We start from the raw sequence: 20702 nt of genomic DNA, 5'->3' as shown, positions 1-20702 counted from the left end.
GACTGCGGCCATCCCCTTGCCGATGCGACAAGCCAGCGCAAACAATCCCAAGCCGGAGCGAATGATGAAGCGCTTGATGAAGATTTATCTGGAGAAGCCGGAGCTTGCGGCGGTCGTGTTCCTGCTCCTCCTCCTCCTCGTCTTTCAGATTCGCTCGAACGGCGTATTTCTGAACACACAGAACGTGCGCGGAATGCTCGGGCTGCTGCCTGAAATGGGGCTGGTCGCGATCGGCGTGACCCTGCTGATGATATGCGGCGAGTTTGATCTTTCGGTAGGCTCGGTATTTGCGCTGACCCCGATGACCATGGCGGTGATGCTGGCGGCAGGCGTGCCGTTCGCGCCGGCCTTTGCCGCCGGACTCGCGATCGCCGCCCTGATTGGCTTCTTCAACGGGTTCATAACGATTCGTTTCGCGATACCAAGCTTTATCACCACGCTTGGCATGCTGTTCATCGCGCGTTCGCTGACGGTGGTAATCTCCGGTGGCTTCCCTCCTGTCATCCCGGCCAACGCTCTGCCGAAATGGCTGTTTACGATCTATGTGGGGCCGGGCGACCTCTTTCGCATGTCGTTCTTCTGGTTTCTCGCCGTGGCAATCCTGGTGACGGTGCTTCTGTCGCGCACGAATTTCGGCAACTGGGTGCGCGCCACCGGCGGCTTTCTGCCCGCCGCGCAATCGATGGGCATCCCGACGGCCCGGGTGAAGGTCGCCTGCTTCATGATCTGTTCGGTGCTCGCCGGCTTTGCCGGCACCATTCAGGTGATGCGGCTCGGCGCGCCGCTGCCTTCGATCGGCGAGGGGCTGGAGTTGCAAGCCGTGTCGGCTGCCGTCATCGGTGGCGCCTCGCTGACTGGCGGCATTGGCACCATCTTCGGCGGCATCATCGGGGCTGCCCTGATCCGCGTCATCGACAACGGACTGGTGCTGAGCCAGGTTGACGCCAACTGGTTCAAGATGGCAATCGGCTTCCTGACCATCTTCGCGGTCGTCGTGAACGCCTGGCTTCGAAAGCGGGGCAGGGCAATGAAGGTGGAGACCTGATCATGGCGGCACCCATCATCGCGATCAAGGGACTCCAGAAATGGTATTCCGGCGTCCACGCCTTGAAGAACGTCACTCTCGACATCTACCCAGACGAGGCGCTGGGCCTCGTCGGCGACAACGGCGCCGGCAAATCGACGCTGATCAACATCCTGTCAGGCACCCAAAAGCCCGATGGCGGCGAGATCAGGATCGACGGTGAACCGGTCCGATTCTCGAACCCGCGCGACGCCATGGATCGCGGCATCGAGACGATCTACCAGTACAATTCGATGGTCCCGACCATGACCATCGCACGCAACGTTTTCATCGGACGCGAACCGGTGAAGGGCTCGGTTTTCGGCATCGGCATCCTGGACCAGAAGCGCATGCGTGACGAAAGCGTCAAGGCGATCGCCGACGTCGATCTGCATCTGAGGTCGCCCGACGCGCTGGTCGGCGAACTGTCGGGCGGCCAGCGCCAAGGCGTGGCGATCGCCCGGGCCATGCACTTCAAGTCGAAAGTCATGATCCTCGACGAGCCGACCAATCATCTCTCGGTGAAGGAGACGCGAAAGGTGATCGGCTTCGTTCGCGCCCTCAAGGCCCAGAACATCACCAGCGTCTTCATCAGCCACAACATGCATCATGTTTTCGAATGCTGTGACCGGGTCGTGGCGATGGCGCGCGGCGAGATCGTTCTCGACAAGCGGATCGGCGAGACTTCGATCGAGGAAATCCACGAGGTTCTGTGACGCGAAGAAGCGATCACTCGCGAGCCGCTCTTCTGGTAGAGGTCAGTCTGCGCTACGGCTTTTCCGCAAGGATCGCCTCAGCGGTTTTCTCGTCGGTGATCAGCACATCGACGACGCCGAGACGCAGCACGGCACGCAGCACCGGAACCTTGTCGAGGCCGCCGGAGGGCAGGATCACAGTGTCGACGTCGCGCAGATGTTCGGGGGCGAGGCCGATGACACGGCTGTTTAGCGGGTGATCGACCAGTTGTCCGTCGGCGCCGATCCAGTGGCCGCAAATATCGCCGACGGCTCCGGCTTTTTGGAGCGATCTGAGATCATCGTCTCCTACCAGTCCGATCCGAAAGATGGTGGCGTCCTTGTGCACCGCGCCCACCGAAACGAAAGCGGCGTCAACGTCGCGGGCATGGGTGAAGGCGTCTTCCAGAATGGACTGGCGCATAAGCAGATCGCGCGTGGCCTCCGTGTCCGTGAACACCGGTGCTGCGATGTAGTAGCATTCCGCGTCGAAAAGCGCCGCGAGCCGCGAGGCGATTTCATAGATGTTGATCGCCGATCCACGCGTGAGCCCGCCGAGCAGGGAAACGACCGACATCCCTCTGACGGGGCGTACGGTCACTGAGCGCAGACTAAGCTGGAGCGTCCGTCCCCATCCCACGCCCACCGATATCCCGTCACGGATTCTATGCGACAGGGCTTCACCGGCAGCGGCTGCGATCACCTGTGGCACCAGGGCGGGATCAGGCGGTGTCGGAACCACGATTGGGTCGGAAACGCCATAGGCGTCCCGCAGCCGGTGCTCCAACTCGATGCAGTTCGCCACCTTGGAATTGATGCGAATCTGAACGATCCCGCGCTGACGGGCATGCGCCAGCATCCGGTTGACGCGAAGGCGTGTCAGGCCAAGAGACTTGGCGATTTGTGCTTGCGTCAGGTCACCGACATAAGCAAGCCAGGCGGCGCGTACGAGCAGCCCTTCCTCGCGATCGGCCGTAACGGAACTCGTTACGGCTTGGCGGCCATCGCGTTTCTTTCGCGCTGGTTTCTCCATCAGATCATCCTGTCCACTCCGCGGCAGCGGGTCCAGAGCGGCTCGGCGGAGCCATGTGCTCATCGATATGAGGCATCAATCGAGTTTCCCGGCTCCGCTAGCCTCGATGATAGCGGTCGAAGGACAAAACCAGCGGAGCATCATGGCAAATTGCGTCGATGATGGCGCTCGTCAGCGGCAGGCGATCGTGGGGAAGTTCACCCCGGGCCATCATATTCTTCAAAGTCGGACCAAGGTCCAGCGCCAGTTGCGCGCCCTCGACCGTGTCTGAACTCATATGTTCGCGCTTCGCCACGGAATAGGGCAGACCGCGGCCGAGCAGGCGCCCCATGCGACCGTTACGGCCCGCCTGGCAGGTCACATAAAGATCGCCGGAGCCGGCCAGCCCCAGCACTGTTTCGACCTTTCCACCCAGGGCTTCGACCAGAATCGCCATCTCGGCGAGGGACTGCGAGAATAGCGACGAGGCAAGATTGTGCATCAGTGCGCCATTGGGCGCCTTGCCGTCGCGCTCGAGCAGCCCGACGGGAGCGCCAACGGCGAGTGTGTAGAAATTCTTGAAAGCGGCGCAGATCTCGACCCCAACGAGATCGGGTGACGATCGCGCATGATAGAAAGGCGCGCGCAGAATGCGGGACGCCGCGGCGACCTGGTCGGGATCATGCCCGGCCATGATCACAGAGGTGTCGCGCTGCGCCGCCAGTTCGCCGGCAATGCACGGTCCGCCGACGGCCATCACCGGGACCGACAAGCCGGTGCGTTGCTCGATCTCGCGGGCAAGCAGATGTGGCAGGATTTCCACGCCTTCGTCGCTTGCTGCAAGCCCTTTCGTAATCATCAGTATCGGCACGGGCGACTTGATGCTTTCTGCAATGCGGTCGATCGCCCAAGGAATGCCGGCCGACGAGACGCCGAGTACAAGCAGATCGGGTCCATCGTTCATCGCCGCAGCGAATTCGGTCCAGGAACAGGCGGTTACGACATCAGGCAGAGTGATGTTGAGGCGTGGGTGATGACTTGTGCTGGCCACCGAGCCGACGATCTCCCCATCGAGATGGGTCCCGACAAGAGTGATGCGGTTACCAGCGTGAGCGGCCGGAAGCGTCATGGCAGAGCCCATGACGCCGGCGCCGAGGATAACGATCCGCGCCATTCAGCTTCTTCCCTTGTCCAGCCGCTCGCCGCTGCCTTCGTCGAACAGGTGGATTCGCTCAGGCGCCGGCTCCAGATGGATCACAGCTCCAGGAGAGACCTCCATGCGGTCGTGCAGCACCGAGCAGATCGCGGCGTTGCCCATGCTGGCAAAGATGTGGATTTCGGGGCCGGTCGGCTCGACAACCGTGATCCTCGCCGGAATGCCGCGCCCGTCGGCCACTGGTCGAAGATGTTCGGGGCGAATGCCGTAGATCACCTTTTGGCCGGGCCGGACCGCAGCCCCTGGCGGCAGCGGGAGGGATAGCTCGTCGGTCCGCACCACCCAGGCGTCGCGCTCGGAAGCCACCTCGCCATGGAACATGTTCATTGCGGGCGAGCCGATGAAGGAGGCGACGAAGAGGTTTGCCGGGCGATCGTAGACATCGAGCGGGCGCCCGATCTGCTCGATATGGCCGTCGCGCATAATGACGATGACATCGGCCATGGTCATGGCCTCGATCTGGTCATGCGTGACATAGACGGTGGTGGTCTTCAGCCGCTGGTGGAGCTCCTTGATTTCGGTGCGCATCTGCACCCGCAGCTTGGCATCGAGATTGGACAGCGGTTCGTCGAACAGGAACACAGTTGGGTCCCGCACGATGGCGCGACCCATGGCGACGCGCTGCCGCTGGCCGCCCGAAAGCTGGCGGGGATACCGTTCCAGATAGGGTGTCAGGTTGAGGATCGACGCCGCCCACCCGACCTTCTGTTTGATTTCTTCGTTGGGGCGCTTCTTCAACTGCATGGAAAAGGCCATGTTGTCGAAGACGGTCATGTGGGCGTAAAGCGCGTAATTCTGGAAGACCATCGCGATATTGCGGTCTTTGGGATGGAGCATGTTGACGACCCTGTCGCCTATGGCGATCTCACCGGACGTGATGGGCTCGAGACCGGCTATCATGCGCAACAGAGTGGACTTGCCGCAGCCGGACGGCCCCAGCAGAACGACGAACTGGCCATCCTCTATCGAGAGATCGAGTCCATCGATAATCGAGAGGGCGCCATAGTCCTTCTTTATGTTGCTGATGGTCACAGACGCCATAAATTGCTACCCTTCGATGCCCTTGCCGGTTGGATCTCATTTTCGCCATGCGAGCGATTGGCGATCGGATGCGCTCTCACCATTCGCTCTCCAGAAACTCTTCCAAGAGTCCTCCCGCATCGGCGGCCAGGTTGACAAAAGACCATCGGCCGCGGATTTCTCGCGAATAGCGAATGGCGTCGTGCCAAAGCGCGCGCGGCAGGTCTAGTTCCGCGCCGGTGACCGGCCCTCCCGCAGCCTTGAGTGCTGCCTCCATGCGGGCGACCGGCATTGCCATGGGCCGAACCTCCTGGCGCAGCGCCGGCCAGATTTCCGCAAGCCTGCGGTTGAAGATTTCCGACTGGCTGGCGTCGAGTGCCGTCTTCTTCATCTCGGCAATGCAAAGTGGTCCAAGTTGTGCGCCATAACGGGCCAGCATCGCCGCCTCGTCGATGGCGGTCGGCTTCACCTGCGGCGGCTTTTCCATGTCCAGCAGCCGCGCTTGCAGCCGCGCCATGACCAGCGAGGCAACCCCCACCTGCTGGCCGTGCGTGGTGCCGGGATGATGGTCTTGCGCGAACATGTCGACCCAATGGGAAATCTGGTGCTCTCCCATGGACCCGGGATGGGAAACGCCGGCAAAGCACACGCCCATCGAGCACAGCGTCAGGACGCGCTGGAGATGCCCGACAGCGGTGACGTCATGCCTGGCAAGGCCAGGCGCATGGGCCAGCATCGGCTCCTCATCGCCCGCCTGCAGCAGGTAGGGCACCTCGGAATAGTAAGTGTCGAACAGCCGATGCGAAGCCCACCAGTCGATCTGGGCCGTGGAGCGGCAGAGGCTGTCGCCAAGCCCGGCGGCGCTGAGCCAGGCGGGCGCTGCGGCCGACACGCCAAGATCCAGGAAGATGCCCCTGGGGGCGTGTGAAGGCAGCGAGATCTTGAGCCCGGAGGCCAAGGTCACCGACGCTGTCGAGGCGCCGTAGCCATTCATCGAGGCGGCCGTGCCGAAGACGGCATAGGGTCGCTCGTCGAGGAAGGTTGCATGCTTGCAGCTGTCATTGAGGACGCCCGACCCGACGGCCACGACCCCTTCGGCGTGACGTGTCTTCTCCCTGACCACCTGGATCGTCGCCTCATCACAGTCGAGGCCGTCAGGCAGCACGATTTCATCGATGTCGGCGATGGCACGCAGCGCCTTCGCGACGCGCCTGCCCATCACATCGACGGTGTTGATATCGGAGACCACGGCGATGCGGCTGCCTAGCTTCAGCGGCGCAACGAGATCCGCCTCGCGGCCTTCCGTCGTCTCCAGCAATTCGATCGTCTGGAACGGCAGGACCGCGGCCGCGCCTGTCTTGGGATCTCTCCAGCGTCCCGCGACAACGTCCTCGATCAACGCGTTCCAGTTGGTCGTTTCAGCCATGATCGGCCTCCATGAAGGCCGCGAGGCGCTGGTTCCAGGCTGCAAGCGTTGGCCAAAGATCGGCATGGATCGCAAGAAGTTCGGCGTAGAGCGCGGCCCGTTTCGTGTCCGGTTCGAAGGTTTTGGCCGGCTCGCTGGCCATTGCGAGCGACGCTTCGGCGATGGTGGAAAACCAGCCCACCCCCTTTGCCGCCGCCATCGCCGCGCCTAGCGAGGAGGCTTCGACGGTCGTCGAACGTTTTACGGGACGGCCGAGTGCATCCGCCAGAATCTGCATCCACAGGTCGGACTTCGCTCCTCCGCCGATGGCTATGAACTGGTCGACAGTCTGGGCGGCAGCCGCAGCCGCCCGCTGACTTGTCGCGGCCTGATGCAGCGCTATGCCTTCCAGCACGGCGCGATAGATGTCGCCGCGGCGGCTCGAGCCCGAAAGCCCGGCAATCACACCACGGGCCGCACTGTCCCAGTGTGGGTCCATGACGCCCTGCCAGTAGGGCAGGAGCATTATGCCGCCTGCGCCGATCGGGCTGGCAGCGGCTTCGGCCTCGAGCGCCTCCAGGGCATCGCTTGCGCCATGCAGATCGACGCCAAGCATCTCGCGCGCCATCCAGTCGACAAGAAAAGTGCCGGCGCGAAGGCACGTCTCGTAGATGTAGCCATTATCGGCGACCGCCGTTTCGGTGCGGAAGGCCTGGTCATGGACGTAGTCCGTGCCGAAGCTGCCGGAGACGACCGCCGTGCCGAGGTTGATGTAAGCGCATCGCGGCTGCAACACACCAGCGCCCGTGCCGGCGCATTGACCGTCGCCGCCGCCGGCGACGATCGGCGTGCCCTCGCGCAGGCCCGTCGAAATGGCCGCTTCCGAAGTCAGTTGGCCCAGAACGGTGCCGGGCCGCGCCACTTCTGGCATCATGCGCCGGGCGACGCCCGCTGCCTCCAGTATATCGTTCGACCAGTCCATAGCCCGCATATCGAGTATGCCCATCGGGTCGGCGGATGCGGTGGACGTCACCCACCGGCCGCTCAAGCGAAAGACCAGATAGCCGTGGACTTCGGCCATCCGCTCCACCCGGGCAAAAATCTCGGGCTCTTGCTCGCGGAACCAGATCATGCGGTAAAGGCAAGGAATGACGTCCAGCGGCTTGCCGGATATTGCGTGGACGCGTGCCGCGCCGAAACTCTCGCCGAAGCGCCGTGCTTTCCCACGGGCGCGCTCATCGAGCCAGAGCGTTGCCGGCCCGACCGCCTGGCCTTGCTCGTCGAAAAGGCCAAAGCTTTCGCGTTGGTTGGCAATCGCAAGGGCGGCAATGCGTGCCGGCGAAACCGTTGACGTCACGGCGCGCAGCGCTGCGACCGTCGAGGTCCACCACTCGGCCGGATCCTGCTCGAAATAGCCCGAACGCGGGTTGGACATTGCAAGCGGTGCACGACCTTCGGCCACGGCCAGACCATTGCGATCCCAGGCGATCGCCTTGGTTGCCGAGGTCGAGGAATCAATGCCGATGACGAGATCAGGAACCATTGCCGCCACGTTGCCAACGGGCGAGGGCGGTCGAAACCGCCTTCGCCCAAATCACCGACCAGCCGCTAAAGACCGGCATCCTTGACTTTGCCGTCGACAATGCCGGCAATGGCATCGAGGCACGCCTTGGCATCGCCGCCATAGTCTTGGCCCGTAAGCAACTTGCCGAGCTCAACCGGAATGTCGTTGTTCGACAGATCCGCCCAGATCGGCATGTCCGGCTCCGATCCCATCTGGTTGTCGATCGTGTATTTGATCGCGTCGAAATGGCGTGTCGTTCCGGGACCGACAACGGCCTTCGCCTTGACCCGAGGATCTGTAAAAGAGGAATTGCGCATCGGTGAGGCGCCGCCGCCGAGCGTCGATACCCGCGCCATGACATCCTTCGAGCAGACCCACTGCATGAACAGCCATGCCGCTTCCTTGTTCTTGGAATATTGCGACAGCGAGATCGTCGAGCCGCCCTGGTGGCCGACGGCCGGGATTTCGTTGAAGCCGCAATCGGCAGCGGCGCGACGACCAGGAACTTCCTTGGGCGCGGGCAGGGCCTCGAACAGGCCTTTGACCTTGGAATCGTTGGCATCGAAGCCGGGGAAATCCTCGCCCCAGGTGATTGCCATGGCGGCTTGTCCCTGTGTCAGGGCCTGTCCTTGGCCGTCCCAGGTCCAAGTCGTCGCCGACGGCGGCGAGTTCTTGACCAGCTCCTGATAGAATTTGAGCCCGGCCACGCCGCGTTCGTCATTGCCGACAAACTTCTTGTCCTTGTTGAAGACAGAACCGCCATGGCCCCACAATGCGAAGGTCCAGTCGCATTCCAGCGAATAGTGGCCGGACTTCGCCTGGCACGCGGTGCCGAAGATGCCGTTGCTTTTTTCTGCCTCTGTGAGCGCCTGCACGGCCTTAAGGTAGGCGTCGAGGTCTGTCGGCAGGGCAATGTTGTGTTTGTCGAAAAGATCCTTGCGGTACATCAGGATGAAGATCGGAATATCGAATGGAATTCCGCACTGTTTGCCGTTGTACATGGCAATGCCGTCGACCAGCGGCTTGGAGAAATCGTCCCAGTCGAAGTTGGGCATCGCCAGTTCTTTGTTCTGGTCGTAATACTCGCGCGGATCGACGACATCCTGGGCAAATGTCGCCATCCAGGACTGGTCGAGATAGTAGACGTCGTAGGTGCCAAGCTGGCCCTGTACGTCTTGCGTCGCCTTGGCGAGAACCTGCTCCAGCGGCACGATCTCGACTTCCACCTCAATGCCGGTTGCCTTGGTGAATTCACCCGCGACAAGCTGGTTGGCAACAATCGTTGGCGGCGTCGCTTCCGAAGTGTAGCGGATTTTGGTGCCGGCATATGGTTTGCCGACGTCGGCCAGCCACTTCAGCATATCGGCGTCCTGGGCACGGGCTTCTTCAACCCCGAGGCCCAGCATCCCCCGATTGGTGCGGCCACCACCCAGCATGGCCGATCCGAAGGCGGAAAAGCCGACACCAGCGAGCGCCATCTTCCTCATGAAGTCGCGTTTGGTTATCCGGCGCGCCGTAAAGTCATTGCAGGTATCGGCGACGAATGTCTTCTTGTCGTGTTCACTGAAGCTCATGATCGTTCCTCCATTGCGTTTCTGTCGTCGTTCTTCTCGTCTGCGCCTCACTCCTTCAGCGATCCGAGGGTGAGGCCGCGGACCAGATGCCGTTGAACCAGCAGGATAAAGATGAAGCTGGGTATGATCGCGGACGTGCCGAGCGCTGTGATGTAGCCCCACTCGGTCGCGGTCGAGGTGACAAAGGTCGAGATCTTCACCGGCACAGTGCGGATCGACGTTGTCAGGAACAGTGAGAGCAGGAACTCGGTCCACGAAAAGATGAAACACAGCACCGCCGTCGCAGCGATGCCGCCCTTGACCATGGGAAGGACCACGCGTCGGAACGTCTGCCAGCGCGTCGCGCCGTCAATAAGCGCCGCCTCATCAACCTCGCGCGGAACATCGTCGAAGAACGACTTCAAAAGCAGAACCGCCAGCGGCAGGTTGATCAAACTGTGAACGAGGACGAGGCCCGTATAGGTATCGCGCAAGCCGAGATCGCGGAACATGAAAACGATTGGAATGACGATCGCGATTGGCGGCATGAAGCGCTGCGACAGAATCCAGAACAGGAAGGACTGCTGGCCGCTGAACTGCATTCGCGACAGGCAATAGGCGGCCAGCGTGGCCAGCAGCAGCGTCAGCGCCGTCGATCCGACGGCTATGATGGCGCTGTCGAGCAACGACTGGCGCGAATCGTAGGAGCTGGCGCCACCCTTGATCACCCCGGCCGCCTCGCCGCCCTGTTCCATGCCGATGTCGACGCGTGAGACGCCAAGCAACGTCACGCGGTAATTGTCCGGCGTCGGTGTGAATCCGACGTAGACCGGTCCGCTGCGGTCGAAGATCGCCGAATAGGGTTTGATGGACGACAAGGCCCACCACGCGATGGGGAACATGAAGATCGCCACCACCAGGACGGCGAGCACGTCGCGGGCGATCGTTTGGGCGCGCGACGACTCCATCAGAACCTCACCTTGAACAGCCTGACGAAGAGGTTCGAGACGACGATCAAGACGACGAGCACGATCAGCGACAGGGTTGCGGCATAGGGGAAGTCTCCGGTGAAGTAGATACGGCCAGCGTAGAACGAAAGCGTCTCGGTGGCCGTGCCTGGCCCGCCGGCGGTGATGATGTAGACGTAGTCGTAGATGCGAAAGAGATCGACGCCGCGGATCAGCACCGCGACCGCTATCACCTTGCGCAGCATCGGCAATGTGAGGCGCAAGAACGTCTGGATGCCGTTGGCACCGTCGATCGCGGCTGCCTCGAAAGGTTCCTTCGGCAGCGCCCTGAGCCCTGCCAGGATGATGAGCACCATGAACGGCGTCCACTGCCATATGTCTGCCAGCAGGATCGCCGCCAATGCGGTTCCGGGCTGCGTCAGGATCGGCTGTGCCGGCGAGATCAGGTCGAGGGCATACAGGTAGAACGACAGGACGCCGAAAGAGCCGTCCTGCATGAGCAGGAACATCATTCCGGTCACCGCAGGCGGCACCACCAGCGGCAGTGTCATCAGCGCCCGCAGCACGCCGTAACCTTTGCGATCGGTGTCAAGCAGAAGCGCGATGAGGATGCCGAGCGCAAGCTGAACCGCAAGCGCGACGAAGGTGTAGATCAGCGTGGTTTCCAGCGAATGCCACATACGCGCATCCGAGAAGGCGCGCGTCCATTGGTGGAGCCCGGCGAAGTCGAGCTGCCGGGAGACGACATTGCGTTTGTGTAACGACAGCCAGACTGAATAGGCGAGGGGATAGATGCCGAAAACGAGAAGCATCACCGTGATCGGCGCGAGCCAGGGGAAAGGATGCTCGGCCGTCATGAACCGGGGAAGGGCCCATCTGGGCGCTTCGCGGGTCACGGTCACCGTGCTCACGCGCAAATCTCCGCTCGGTCACACAGACGCATCGGCCTTCTCCCTATCGGCCAGATTGTGCCAACTTGAACTTTTGTAAGTTTGTTGTGCCTTTTGTTAAGAACGTGTCGGACGGCCGCCGAATTGTCAAGTCGGTTCCGTCAGCGCTCAAGGGATTTGCTCGTGGTCCCAGAGGATGCCGTGATCGCCGAGTATGGAGTCGTTTTGGAGGAAACGCCGCCGGCAAATGCCGTGCACCAGCCTCAAACGCGCTCAGGGCCGCCGCCAATTTTGGCTGCAACATCCTTGGCCCTCGAACTATGCAATTAGCGCTAAGATGCGATAAACTGCGCAGTTACAATAAGACCCTTTTCCTTACGAATTTACAAATGCTTAACCCTGATGCCGTTTCGAGCTTAGTTGTCCGCGGACAACTCACCGACGCCCTTCCGGTTCCTGGCCTGCATGGCAGACCCGATCAAGTTCAACGTGCCCGGCATGTTCCGTCTCGGCGTGGTCGATATCCGCCGGCCGAAGTCGATCCGCTAGCTTGACGGCATCTAAGGAGGCGATGATGAAACACCAACAACCAGGCAGGCCCGCGCGGTATCAACACCACCAGCGGTCCGGTTTTCCTCGATCCGGCCAGACCGCCGATGTCGACGTGAGCGCAGCCGAAGTGAAAGTTGCCAAGGCAACCGGCTGGTTCCCCTTTGCCGGTAAGAATTCGTCCCAATCCGACGAATTCCTCCAAGGCAAGGGCACCGACACGGAACGCGAGGACCTCACCAAGCAGGCGAATCAGCTCGGCATCGACCATGCCAAGAACGTTCCGACCGACAAGCTTAAGGAACTCGTTGACGCGAAGTTGCGCGGCCGCTGATCGATTGCTATCCGCCGGAGGGCCGCGAGACCTATCAGCGCTCCATCACCATCCCGCTGGCGACCGCGCTCGGCCGGGCGCATTAAGAGGCGCGCTTCACCTACACCTGCGTGCAGAAGCTGGCCTTCCCGATCGAGGTGACCGCGCCGACCGTCTATTTCGACATCGTTCCGGCGCCGGCAACGCTGACGCCGCTGACCCCGGAAGCGCCTTAGCAACCCGCGCCCGGCGGTTCCGGGCAATCTCCCAAATAGCAACTCGAAAGGAACGGCCAGGACAGTCACCGTCAAAATCCTTGTGGGCGGCAACTACCGTGCCACAATCAAGCCCACCATCGACGGTGCCGAAGGCAGCGTTCAGATCGGCCCTAAAGAAGAAAAGCCGGTCTGATACTTCTGAGAGTGATTAGAAATGGTAGTTCAGACCGACGCGGACAATTTGCCCATCATTGCTGAACTTGTAGGTCCCAATTCGCCCTTGCGGGCCACCGACGCGGTAAAGAGCTTGATATCAAACATTCTTTTTGGTTCAGACTCGTGGGACATTCAGACTCGTGGGACATGACCCACACGACGCGCTACCGTGTGTCTCGCCATCACGCCACCGCCATCCGACTTTGAGAAAGATCAGGTAGACCGGTCGAAACGGCCCGATTTGCGAAGCTTCGCAAGCAAGCTCTCTGCCGCGCCGTGGTAGTTGGCAGAGGCCTGCTCGGCCATCGGCAGCGAACTCCACACGGTTAGTTCGGCCACCAGAAAGTCATTGTCTGCGTCCACCGGCGCGGATCTAAGTTGTCCGTTTTTATCCATCATGATTGCTACCACGGTGTCGTTTGCGCCGTACCCAATCGCCGCCATCCTCTGAATGCGAGAATCGCCGTCCACGCGAACGTCGAACAAGACGGATCCGCCAGTTTTCTCCGCGATGTCATCCACTCGGTCGGAAAACGCCCGATTCATACCGCCTGTATTGGCAAGTGATTGCTCTAACAAAACCAGTTCAACATACTCCGCCTTCATGCCGTGACTATGGGCGCACAGGCCCAATCGGCAATCCTACCCGGATCTTTTCACACAGGAATCCCAATGACATCATCCAACGCGCCGCGGCGTGCGCGGCGACAATCAAGGTGAGACCGAACCAAGCACGAGACAGATGATATTGGTGATGATTGCGATTTCGACGCTGTTCCAGGTGGCTGCGATCAAGCGGTCGTTCTGCCATAACGAAGCGTACCACTCCGTCGTCCCTGATTGTCCTGACCCAAAAGCTCCTCCCCAGGAAGAAACTAAGCCTTGAGCGGGCGCGTGGGCGGCTGCAGCATCCGCAGAAAACCCTCCGATCTCTTTCCGCTTCCTCGCAGGAGCGCCAGCTCCATGTTCGGCGTTTGCGACGATTGCTGAGGGACGGAGACAAGGAACGCGACTGCCTCTCCGCTCGTTGACCGTCTCGACCCGAGTTGCCGTCATGCCCTCCCCCTCCATACGCAAAACGGGGTCTGATCCAGAAATCGGTCTGGTTTGTAGCCAGCGCCAAGGCATACCGAGTTTGACAGCATTCCGCCGGAGACCTTTGCCGCGTTCCGGGCCGCATCCGCCAGGGTCGCTATTTCGACGACGCATCGGCAATAACTTCCGGTACCGCCTTGTTGCTGCCGGTAGCGACCGGGGGACGACCTGACATTTCGGTGCCGAGTTCGTCCTTTACGCTCCAACCGTCGGTTTGTGGACGCATGGAAGCTCTGGAATACCAGTGGCCCTGAGCGCGCATCGCGCGGCGGCCTGTTGCGATGCTCCACCAAGCGGCCGGATGTTCAGCGTGTCAGACCGCAGTCCGTGCAGGTGGAATCTATCTTGACCAGACGTTCTCTGGCCTCGGCCAGTCGACGTTGTGCAGACCTAATCCTGTCGCACAGCGCGATGTTAATGCCGACGCCGCAGTCTTTGTCCAGGATTTCGGTCGCACGCTGGAGGGACAGCTCCACTCGTTTCACGCGCTGCCTGGCTTTAGGCAACTCGATGTTCAAAAGATCGACCATCATTCAAGATCCGAGGGGGCCCCCTTCGATTGTTAACCGGCCCCGGTCGCATTGGTTCCAGTGGGAATCTGCACAGGGATTGGACGCGAGGACTCGTAAGCCTTGGATTGCCGACCAACTGCGGCCACAAAATCTTGCCATCGATTGCGTGTGGCGGCGCTGGCCAGCCGCAGCTCACTAACGGCGCCTCATCGGGCCAAGGTGATCGCCCGAGTACGAGTTTGGAGCCAAGTCGGGTTAAGCAGCAGTGTCGAGCGGCGGCGCCGGCGTCTGCGACTAACCCAGCTTGCAGGGCGGCTTGGCAAAAAACTCCGGCATGATATGGACGGTATATTACTCGACCCTAATTAAGCGCCATGTTCCGCTTGCTGCTTAGCTTCGTCTCATTGTTATTTTCCACCACGCTTCTTTATGCGCAAGAGTGGCAGCCCTTCGGCATCAAGCAGTTTGGCTTTGTATTCGATGCGCCCCCCGGCTTTGTTTTAACTCAGCGTTCCGACCAGGGAGCAGCTTTTCAGGGCAAAAACGAGGCCTTTCTTGCTGTTTGGGGCGCAAGGCTCGGAAAGGCCAGTTTCCGCGCCGAAATAGAGCATCGAATTGTCGAGGATGAAAAGGCGGGCTGGAAAGTGACCTATCGGCGCGTTAAGCCGACGTGGGCCAGTTATTCCGGTGTCAGGGACGGGCAAATCCGCTACGTACGCGTCATTGCCGTCTGCAATGACGGTGCGGCGCTCTTTATAATGAACTACAGCAGATCCGAAAAAATCGCCTACGATCCCGTCGTCGTGCGAATGGTGCGATCCCTACGGGCGGAAGGCTGCTAAAGCCTGAGACTTTCAGAAATATGTGTGGACGTTGATCGCGCTGGCCTGCAGCGAAGACTGAGATTTAACGGCAACAGCGGTTCTCGGTCGCCCCGTTCCACCGCCGCACCGCCAAACGTGAGAGAATCTGCCGTTTCCGTGGCTCCGCAACGGCGAAACCGAACCAGGCTGGGCGCCTATCCTCACCGCGACCGCGGCGCAGCCGAGGAGATGGGGATGTTACGGTCCTCTGTTTAGGGCCGATGGTCAAAAAGTTTACCAGCTCCCGACCGGAAGCTGGTCGCAGAGGAAGTCCTTCTAAATTCCATGGCAATCCTTTGGTTCGCACTTCCAGTGTACGTCAAGACGGAGCACGACGGCTTCCGCTAGGGGTCCACCACGTTCACGCTGCAGCCAAGGAGCTCCTGAAGTGGACCAACCGTGGCCCTGACTGGAACCTCGCGGTGCGCGTTTGCGTGGCTGTTATTGCCGACGAGATGAGCCTGAGGAGTGCCGCAAGGCGTTCCTGGCCGCTGCCATGGAGGAGGGGATGCTTTTTCCTGATTAGCAGGTCGTGTGGCTCTTCGCACAAGCCAAATTCGCTCACCGGCTCAGACATCCCTTCCAAACATTTCCACCCCCTCTAATTGTCCCTCGATGGCAACCCATTGGTTCGTCCCTCCGGTGTTCGTGAAGACTGAAACCGGCGACAGGCATGGCTGCAACAATGCGAGGACAGCCCTTGAGCAACTCAAGAGGTGGACCCGCAGAGGACCTCGCTGGCACAAGGCGGTGACCCTCTGCCTGTCAGACCTGGAGGGCGATCCGATTGACCCTCAGGTGGTACGAAAGGCCTTTGAGGCTGCCGCCAAGGAAGCCAAGATGTATCTTTCCCCGTAGGACGAGGGGAAAATTTCTCCCAAAGATTCAGTCCTTTATTCAGTACGATTCGAACATTGATTTTTCCGTGGAGTGATCCATAAATTCCCACTTGGGTTCTCGCTGAGGTGGGAGGCCTTCGGATGAACGTTCTGACGAACTGCCGACCCCGCAAAGTGACTGCACATGAGCTTGTTGAAGAGCTGATCTTACAAGCCCGGCGCGGCCAAATCATCATCATCTCCGTCAAAGACACTATCGCGGCGGTGCGCCGTGACGGGCCACATCTGGTGGCAAGTGACTGCGAGCTGGTCGCTCTTGTTGTTGATGTTGCACCAGCCTTTGGCCTGTTCGTCGCGTTCGATCTTCGCGAATAGCCGCATGGCAACCCATTGGTTCAACCGTCTATAGGATCGTGAGCGGCACGGGGAACTTAGCGAGCTGGTTACGAATCCCCGCTCGGTAGTTCGACCAAACATTCTGGACCCTTTTAGAACCTGCTATTGCTGGCGTTATGGCTCTGCGGGTACCGACATGGTTGTTGCCTATGTGGCAGGTCATATTTCGATTGAGGATGTTCAGATGGCGCACCGCGTGATGAGCGAGTTGCGGCGCAGACTTGAGGCAGATGAAAATGTCGAAGAGCAGGCCTGGGCCGTCAGTGAGCGGCCGGTCTCGGACTCAATGCCTGACGACGCGCCCGTGATCTCGCAATCCCGCGCTTAGGACGTCGGGACCGCTGATGCCACAACAACAAGCAGAGCCGCAGTCACGACAAACGACGTCGAGGCGAGCAGCAGTCCAATCAGGGTTACGAGACCGTCGCGTTCCATCAATGCGACGGCCAAGACTACCAGTGAGAGCACCGGCAGGATATTCCGGAAGGGAATCAGCAGCGCGATAACGACGGCGAGCAGGAAGATCGGAACGCCGAGCGGGGTCTGCACCGTCGGGTCCGTCAGGATCTGCAGCCGACCGGTGTGCACCACTTTCTCCACCCGGCTGATCGTCGGCACCGAATGACGGACTCTAAGACCGAACGCCACAGGCGAAAACTGGCGCTCTCTGATGATGGCACAACCAGACCCTCCGGCTGCCCGCGACGATCTGGAGCGAGACCCGCGCGAGCCGGCTGCCGAAAACCGTGCCGAACGGCCCCGGGATCGGCGTCAACGCTGGGATGGCTCGGACATCTCACCCACGCAGCCGGTCCTCACGCATCCTCGCCGGCTCTGTTCAGAGCCCGGACAAGGGCGCTGCGCATTGCGGGCCTGGCTATCCAGAAGCTCCGCCGGCGCGGTACGGCCAATCGCTATATTGATGGCGGTGACCGCCGCCGAGCCGTAGTCGCCGGCGGCGCGCTCGATGAGTGGCGGGTCCTGAGACGTCAGGCGGTTCTGAGACTGGCGAACGATCTCCACGGAAGCTTCGCGCGCTCTCCGACCAACTCAAGGAGGCCAGCGGGGACAGTTTCCAATCGAAATATATCGACATGCAGACCCAGGCGCATAAGGAAGCGGTGGTGCTGTTTTCCGCTTACGCGAATTCTGGCGACGATCCGGCGACGAAGGAGTTTGCCAAGAAGACGCTGCCGGTGCTGCAAATGCACGAACGTCACGTCAAGGACCTCGCTGCCGCACATCAATGGCGACGACCGCCAGCGGCTTCGCCAACGGAAACGTCCGGCATGAAGGGAGCGGCTGTCGTCCGGCCCCGGGAACAAAGTACCGAGAGTGCCGCTATTCACCTGGCTTATTCCCGAGAGGATCCAACGGGAGGCGGCATTCGCAAGGCGCCAAGGGCAGTAGAGCTGGGTTTCGGCACCGTCCCGATTGCCGCTGTCACAGGCTGAATCGATTTCCGGCCAGGACAGGTTACCATGCGCTACGGCGAGATATTTGCAAACGCAACGGCACTCTTGTTGGTGGCGCTGATGGTTGGCGGCATCTTCATCTTGTTTGGAGAACCGCTGTGGCCGCGGCACTACGCGCGAATGGTGCTGGTTACGAACATTGATGCCATGGCCACCGCGTCAGTCCGAACAAGCTTGGTGCCCACTCCGTGCCTGCCCGACACCGTCGATCATACCGTGCTCACTCCTCGCCCCGAGGACGGACCTTGATGGGCGATTTGCAGACGCTGGAGCCGGGTACGGAAAAAGCCCGCCGCCCGAGCTGCGCGGCGGGCTTTGGTACGATCAACCCACTTGTAGACCATCTGGCCACAACTAGCTCAGGATAACCACGATCTTGTAGGTATTCGGATCGACGATGACGATCCGGCCGTCAGCGAGCACGAAATACTCGTAATTTTCATAAGCCGGAACGATCTTGACGATGCGCGCCGGCAGACGATGCAGCCGGACCTTCTTTCGCGGGACCTCGACGCCGACGGAGATGTCGAAATCGACATTGGAAACGGGTTGGACGTTCGTCTCCTTGATGACCTGGGTAATCTGGGTCTTCTGTTCAACGGTCACATTGCTGATGGAAGCGGTCGAACTCTGGTCCTGCGTCTGCGTCGAGGCATTGCCTTGGGTCTGCTCGGTGGTCGTGGTCCCGGCCTTGCCCTGAGCCTGCTCGTCGGTCTTCATCTTGGTGCTGCCCGTGGCCTGCTGGTCGGTCGTGGCGCCAGGCTTGCCCTGAGCTTGCTCGGTGGTTGTCGTGGTTCCAGCCTTGCCCTGAGCCTGCTGATTGGGCTTGATCTTGGTGTTGCCCTGAGCCTGCTCGGTGGTGGTGGTTCCAGCCTTGCCCTGGGCTTGCTCCTCGGTCTTCATCTTCGTGTTGCCCGTGGCCTGCTGGTCAGTCGTGGCGCCAGCCTTGCCTTGGGCTTGCTGATCGGTCTTCAGTTTCGGTTTGCCCTGGGCTTGCTGGTCAGTCGTAGCGCCAGCATTGCCCTGTGCCTGCTCGCCGGTCTTCAGCTTCGGTTTGCCCTGCGCCTGTTGATCAGTGGTGGCGCCGGCCTTGCCCTGAGCCTGCTCGCCCATCTTGGCGCCGTTCTGGCAATTGGCAGTGCCGGCTGCACAATTGGCGCCGGACTGATCGCCTGTCGACTGCTGCGTCTGGGCAAGTGCGGCCCCGCAGCTGACGCTGATTGCTAACATGCTGGTGATCAGAACGCCTTTCATGAGAGATCTCCTTGGAAAATGCGTCCCTTCACCCCGCAAAACTGCGTTTAAAAAACTTTGTTCCAAACTAATGGAAGGAAACGGCAAGCGATCCGAGTGGCGGAACAAGCTCCACCTGATGACGTTACCGGCCTATAGCGACCCCGCTGCGAACAGCATGACGCAGCGCAGCGCAGAGGTGGCTCACGAGGAAAGGAGACAATCATGAGAATGCATCTTTCGGCGGCCGCGGCTGGGTTTTTGCTGCTTGCGGGTATTGGCGCCGCTGCCGCTCAGGACGTGGTCATCGAACCGCAGCAGGAGACGATCGTACGCGAGTATGTGAAAAAGCAGCCTCTGGCGTCCGTCCAGCTCCCCGGCGTGGAGCTCAATGTCGGCTCGACCCTGCCCGATACCGTCGAGCTTCATGAAGTCCCCAACGTCAAATACCGCTACGTCGTCGTCGACAACCAGACCGTCCTGGTCGATCCAGGCACACGCAGGATCGTGAAGGTCATCCAGTGAGCAAGCGCGTCGCTTTGAAGGGACATGCGGCGAGGTTGAGCGACAATGAAGTACCGCACCGACACCGTGGCTACTGGCCATCGTGGCAAGGACAACCGTGCGCCTGACAAGGCCGGGGATGACCAAAGCCCCGCTCCGGCGTTGGGGCGAGGGCGGGGGGACGCTTTGGCCGGAGCGGGGTTAGGCTAGGTAGTCACCTCGTGGCAAGCAGAGGCGACCGCAGTTAAGACTAGCGGATTTTGTGGCGCTTTCAATATTTCAATATCCGTGACTGAGTGCCTATCGCCTCAGCGGCGCTGGTAAGGAAGCGGGCTTCTCGCAAGAGCGAGTTCCAGTTGAGGTTGCCCAATAGGTTGATGAGATCGCGCGCCTGTTCGACGGTGATCCCCGTTTCTTTGACCAGCCGCAGAATGACGGGGTCGTGCATCGGCGGTGGATTGGCGACTTCGCCGGCATCGTAGAACCTTCCAGCGGGAGCCCAAATCATCGGGACGAGGTAGAGCGTCTGCATTAATAGGCAAGAAGGACATTCTACAAGCGGACGTTTGTACCTACCGCACTCAACCGGCTGGGTGATTAGCATGAGGCTTAGGCTGCGGTGCATGAGCACGCGGTAGCTGCGCAAGCTTCGCTACACCAGCGCACTCGGTCGTGCGCATTGGCACGCTGGCATGTGCATCGGTGGCGGCAACCGGCAGGGTGGGTGGTTTCAGAGATTGAGTGCAGAAAAGGCCAGGAATAAATCGGGAGCGACTGTTCCCGCGTTGTCCTCGACACGCTTGCCCTCCGCATCCGTCCCTTTGATCTCGGTAGTCCACGCGTCGGTGGGCGCCGATTGCTGGCGGATTTGATATAAGCCTATTTGGGCCGGCGTGCGGCAGCGATGGCCTGCAACAGATTGATGCTGTTCACGTCGGGTTCGCTGGATGCGGCAACGGCAAGTGCGGCGGCTTCGGCTATTTTCGCGACGTCGTCGCTGCTGATCGTTCCGCGCTTTTCCAGCAGATTTACAAGTTCGACAACGAGAAGAAAGGCGTTCACGC

General features: G+C 60.8%; 26 protein-coding genes. 11 read left to right on the top strand and 15 right to left on the bottom strand.

Annotation, left to right across the window (positions count from 1 at the left end; all coding sequences use genetic code 11):
• The first annotated feature begins 64 nt into the window (after positions 1–64).
• Both NKH99_RS26040 and NKH99_RS26035 read left to right on the top strand, forming a co-directional pair.
• Positions 65–1045 carry an ABC transporter permease gene (locus NKH99_RS26040; protein ID WP_352503300.1) on the top strand — a complete coding sequence of 327 codons (981 nt, stop codon included), beginning with the start codon at positions 65–67 and terminating at the stop codon, positions 1043–1045.
• Between the two features lie 2 nt (positions 1046–1047).
• The gene (locus NKH99_RS26035; RefSeq protein ID WP_023678772.1) at positions 1048–1779 is read left to right on the top strand and encodes an ATP-binding cassette domain-containing protein; all 732 of its coding nucleotides are present in this window, start codon (positions 1048–1050) and stop codon (positions 1777–1779) included.
• 52 nt (positions 1780–1831) lie between these two features.
• Here NKH99_RS26035 and NKH99_RS26030 read toward each other — a convergent pair whose 3' ends face one another.
• The 8 genes from NKH99_RS26030 to NKH99_RS25995 all read right to left on the bottom strand — a co-directional run bounded on the left by NKH99_RS26030 (position 1832) and on the right by NKH99_RS25995 (position 11446).
• Positions 1832–2656: a sugar-binding transcriptional regulator gene (locus tag NKH99_RS26030; protein WP_353016368.1), complete on the bottom strand. Its 825-nt coding sequence runs from the start codon at positions 2654–2656 to the stop codon at positions 1832–1834.
• Between the two features lie 271 nt (positions 2657–2927).
• Complete coding sequence (locus NKH99_RS26025) at positions 2928–3983, bottom strand: hypothetical protein (protein WP_353016365.1); 1056 nt, start codon at positions 3981–3983, stop codon at positions 2928–2930.
• Positions 3984–5066, bottom strand: a complete 1083-nt coding sequence (locus tag NKH99_RS26020; RefSeq protein WP_352474347.1) for an ABC transporter ATP-binding protein — start codon at positions 5064–5066, stop codon at positions 3984–3986.
• A gap of 76 nt (positions 5067–5142) precedes the next feature.
• Positions 5143–6471, bottom strand: coding sequence for an iron-containing alcohol dehydrogenase (locus NKH99_RS26015; RefSeq protein ID WP_353016363.1), 1329 nt, complete (start codon positions 6469–6471; stop codon positions 5143–5145).
• The gene (locus NKH99_RS26010) at positions 6464–7993 is read right to left on the bottom strand and encodes a xylulokinase (RefSeq protein ID WP_353016361.1); all 1530 of its coding nucleotides are present in this window, start codon (positions 7991–7993) and stop codon (positions 6464–6466) included. The genes NKH99_RS26015 and NKH99_RS26010 overlap by 8 nt, the downstream gene beginning before the upstream one ends.
• A gap of 65 nt (positions 7994–8058) precedes the next feature.
• Complete coding sequence (locus NKH99_RS26005) at positions 8059–9588, bottom strand: ABC transporter substrate-binding protein (RefSeq protein ID WP_352503254.1); 1530 nt, start codon at positions 9586–9588, stop codon at positions 8059–8061.
• A gap of 47 nt (positions 9589–9635) precedes the next feature.
• On the bottom strand, positions 9636–10535 hold the full coding sequence (locus tag NKH99_RS26000) for a carbohydrate ABC transporter permease (protein WP_352503255.1): 900 nt from the start codon (positions 10533–10535) through the stop codon (positions 9636–9638).
• Positions 10535–11446, bottom strand: a complete 912-nt coding sequence (locus NKH99_RS25995) for a carbohydrate ABC transporter permease (protein ID WP_352474341.1) — start codon at positions 11444–11446, stop codon at positions 10535–10537. Before NKH99_RS25995 ends, NKH99_RS26000 begins: the two co-directional genes overlap by 1 nt.
• A gap of 399 nt (positions 11447–11845) precedes the next feature.
• Between NKH99_RS25995 and NKH99_RS25990 the strand changes: the two genes are divergently transcribed.
• Positions 11846–11974 (top strand): hypothetical protein, encoded by a 129-nt coding sequence (locus tag NKH99_RS25990; RefSeq protein WP_352503256.1) that lies wholly within the window; start codon positions 11846–11848, stop codon positions 11972–11974.
• Positions 11975–12089: 115 nt separating this feature from the next.
• The gene (locus NKH99_RS25985) at positions 12090–12308 is read left to right on the top strand and encodes a hypothetical protein (RefSeq protein ID WP_352503257.1); all 219 of its coding nucleotides are present in this window, start codon (positions 12090–12092) and stop codon (positions 12306–12308) included.
• 626 nt (positions 12309–12934) lie between these two features.
• Here NKH99_RS25985 and NKH99_RS25980 read toward each other — a convergent pair.
• Together NKH99_RS25980 and NKH99_RS25975 are read right to left on the bottom strand one after the other, a co-directional pair.
• Positions 12935–13327, bottom strand: a complete 393-nt coding sequence (locus NKH99_RS25980) for a hypothetical protein (protein ID WP_353016357.1) — start codon at positions 13325–13327, stop codon at positions 12935–12937.
• 794 nt (positions 13328–14121) lie between these two features.
• The gene (locus NKH99_RS25975; protein WP_352474338.1) at positions 14122–14349 is read right to left on the bottom strand and encodes a hypothetical protein; all 228 of its coding nucleotides are present in this window, start codon (positions 14347–14349) and stop codon (positions 14122–14124) included.
• A gap of 353 nt (positions 14350–14702) precedes the next feature.
• Here NKH99_RS25975 and NKH99_RS25970 point away from each other — a divergent pair, with 353 nt between their 5' ends.
• The 4 genes from NKH99_RS25970 (at position 14703) to NKH99_RS25955 (ending at position 16754) form a co-directional block, all read left to right on the top strand.
• Entirely contained in the window at positions 14703–15170 is a 468-nt protein-coding gene (locus tag NKH99_RS25970) for a hypothetical protein (RefSeq protein ID WP_352503258.1), read from the top strand.
• A 636-nt stretch (positions 15171–15806) separates the two neighbouring features.
• On the top strand, positions 15807–16049 hold the full coding sequence (locus NKH99_RS25965; protein ID WP_352503259.1) for a DUF982 domain-containing protein: 243 nt from the start codon (positions 15807–15809) through the stop codon (positions 16047–16049).
• A gap of 122 nt (positions 16050–16171) precedes the next feature.
• Positions 16172–16405 (top strand): hypothetical protein, encoded by a 234-nt coding sequence (locus NKH99_RS25960; RefSeq protein ID WP_352775003.1) that lies wholly within the window; start codon positions 16172–16174, stop codon positions 16403–16405.
• Between the two features lie 157 nt (positions 16406–16562).
• Positions 16563–16754, top strand: a complete 192-nt coding sequence (locus tag NKH99_RS25955; RefSeq protein ID WP_353016353.1) for a hypothetical protein — start codon at positions 16563–16565, stop codon at positions 16752–16754.
• On the opposite strand, the gene NKH99_RS25950 is transcribed toward NKH99_RS25955, so the two are convergent.
• Both NKH99_RS25950 and NKH99_RS25945 read right to left on the bottom strand, forming a co-directional pair.
• Positions 16751–17044, bottom strand: a complete 294-nt coding sequence (locus tag NKH99_RS25950; RefSeq protein WP_353016352.1) for an exopolysaccharide biosynthesis protein — start codon at positions 17042–17044, stop codon at positions 16751–16753. The two genes, NKH99_RS25955 and NKH99_RS25950, sit on opposite strands and share 4 nt — an antisense overlap.
• Positions 17045–17057: 13 nt before the next feature.
• Positions 17058–17201 (bottom strand): hypothetical protein, encoded by a 144-nt coding sequence (locus NKH99_RS25945; RefSeq protein ID WP_352474331.1) that lies wholly within the window; start codon positions 17199–17201, stop codon positions 17058–17060.
• Positions 17202–17397: 196 nt separating this feature from the next.
• Between NKH99_RS25945 and NKH99_RS25940 the strand changes: the two genes are divergently transcribed.
• Positions 17398–17880: a DUF4142 domain-containing protein gene (locus NKH99_RS25940; protein WP_353016351.1), complete on the top strand. Its 483-nt coding sequence runs from the start codon at positions 17398–17400 to the stop codon at positions 17878–17880.
• 27 nt (positions 17881–17907) lie between these two features.
• The gene (locus NKH99_RS25935) at positions 17908–18150 is read left to right on the top strand and encodes a polymerase (protein ID WP_352474328.1); all 243 of its coding nucleotides are present in this window, start codon (positions 17908–17910) and stop codon (positions 18148–18150) included.
• Between the two features lie 105 nt (positions 18151–18255).
• Here the strand turns inward: NKH99_RS25935 and NKH99_RS25930 are convergent, their stop codons facing one another.
• The gene (locus NKH99_RS25930; protein ID WP_353016431.1) at positions 18256–19155 is read right to left on the bottom strand and encodes a DUF1236 domain-containing protein; all 900 of its coding nucleotides are present in this window, start codon (positions 19153–19155) and stop codon (positions 18256–18258) included.
• A 204-nt stretch (positions 19156–19359) separates the two neighbouring features.
• Here NKH99_RS25930 and NKH99_RS25925 point away from each other — a divergent pair, with 204 nt between their 5' ends.
• Positions 19360–19659, top strand: a complete 300-nt coding sequence (locus NKH99_RS25925) for a DUF1236 domain-containing protein (protein ID WP_352686334.1) — start codon at positions 19360–19362, stop codon at positions 19657–19659.
• Positions 19660–19909: 250 nt separating this feature from the next.
• Here the strand turns inward: NKH99_RS25925 and NKH99_RS25920 are convergent, their stop codons facing one another.
• A complete protein-coding gene (locus NKH99_RS25920; RefSeq protein ID WP_352619112.1) occupies positions 19910–20170 on the bottom strand; it encodes a hypothetical protein in 261 nt (86 codons plus the stop codon).
• 347 nt (positions 20171–20517) lie between these two features.
• Positions 20518–20702: hypothetical protein (locus NKH99_RS25915; protein WP_353016350.1), on the bottom strand; the 185-nt coding region annotated here is incomplete at its 5' end.

The sequence above is a fragment of the Mesorhizobium sp. M0854 genome (genome assembly GCF_040319815.1).
In the GTDB taxonomy this organism is placed as follows: Bacteria; Pseudomonadota; Alphaproteobacteria; order Rhizobiales; family Rhizobiaceae; genus Mesorhizobium.
The sequence above is the reverse complement of the archived record's forward strand: the minus strand, read 5'-3'. Positions and strand labels throughout refer to the sequence as shown.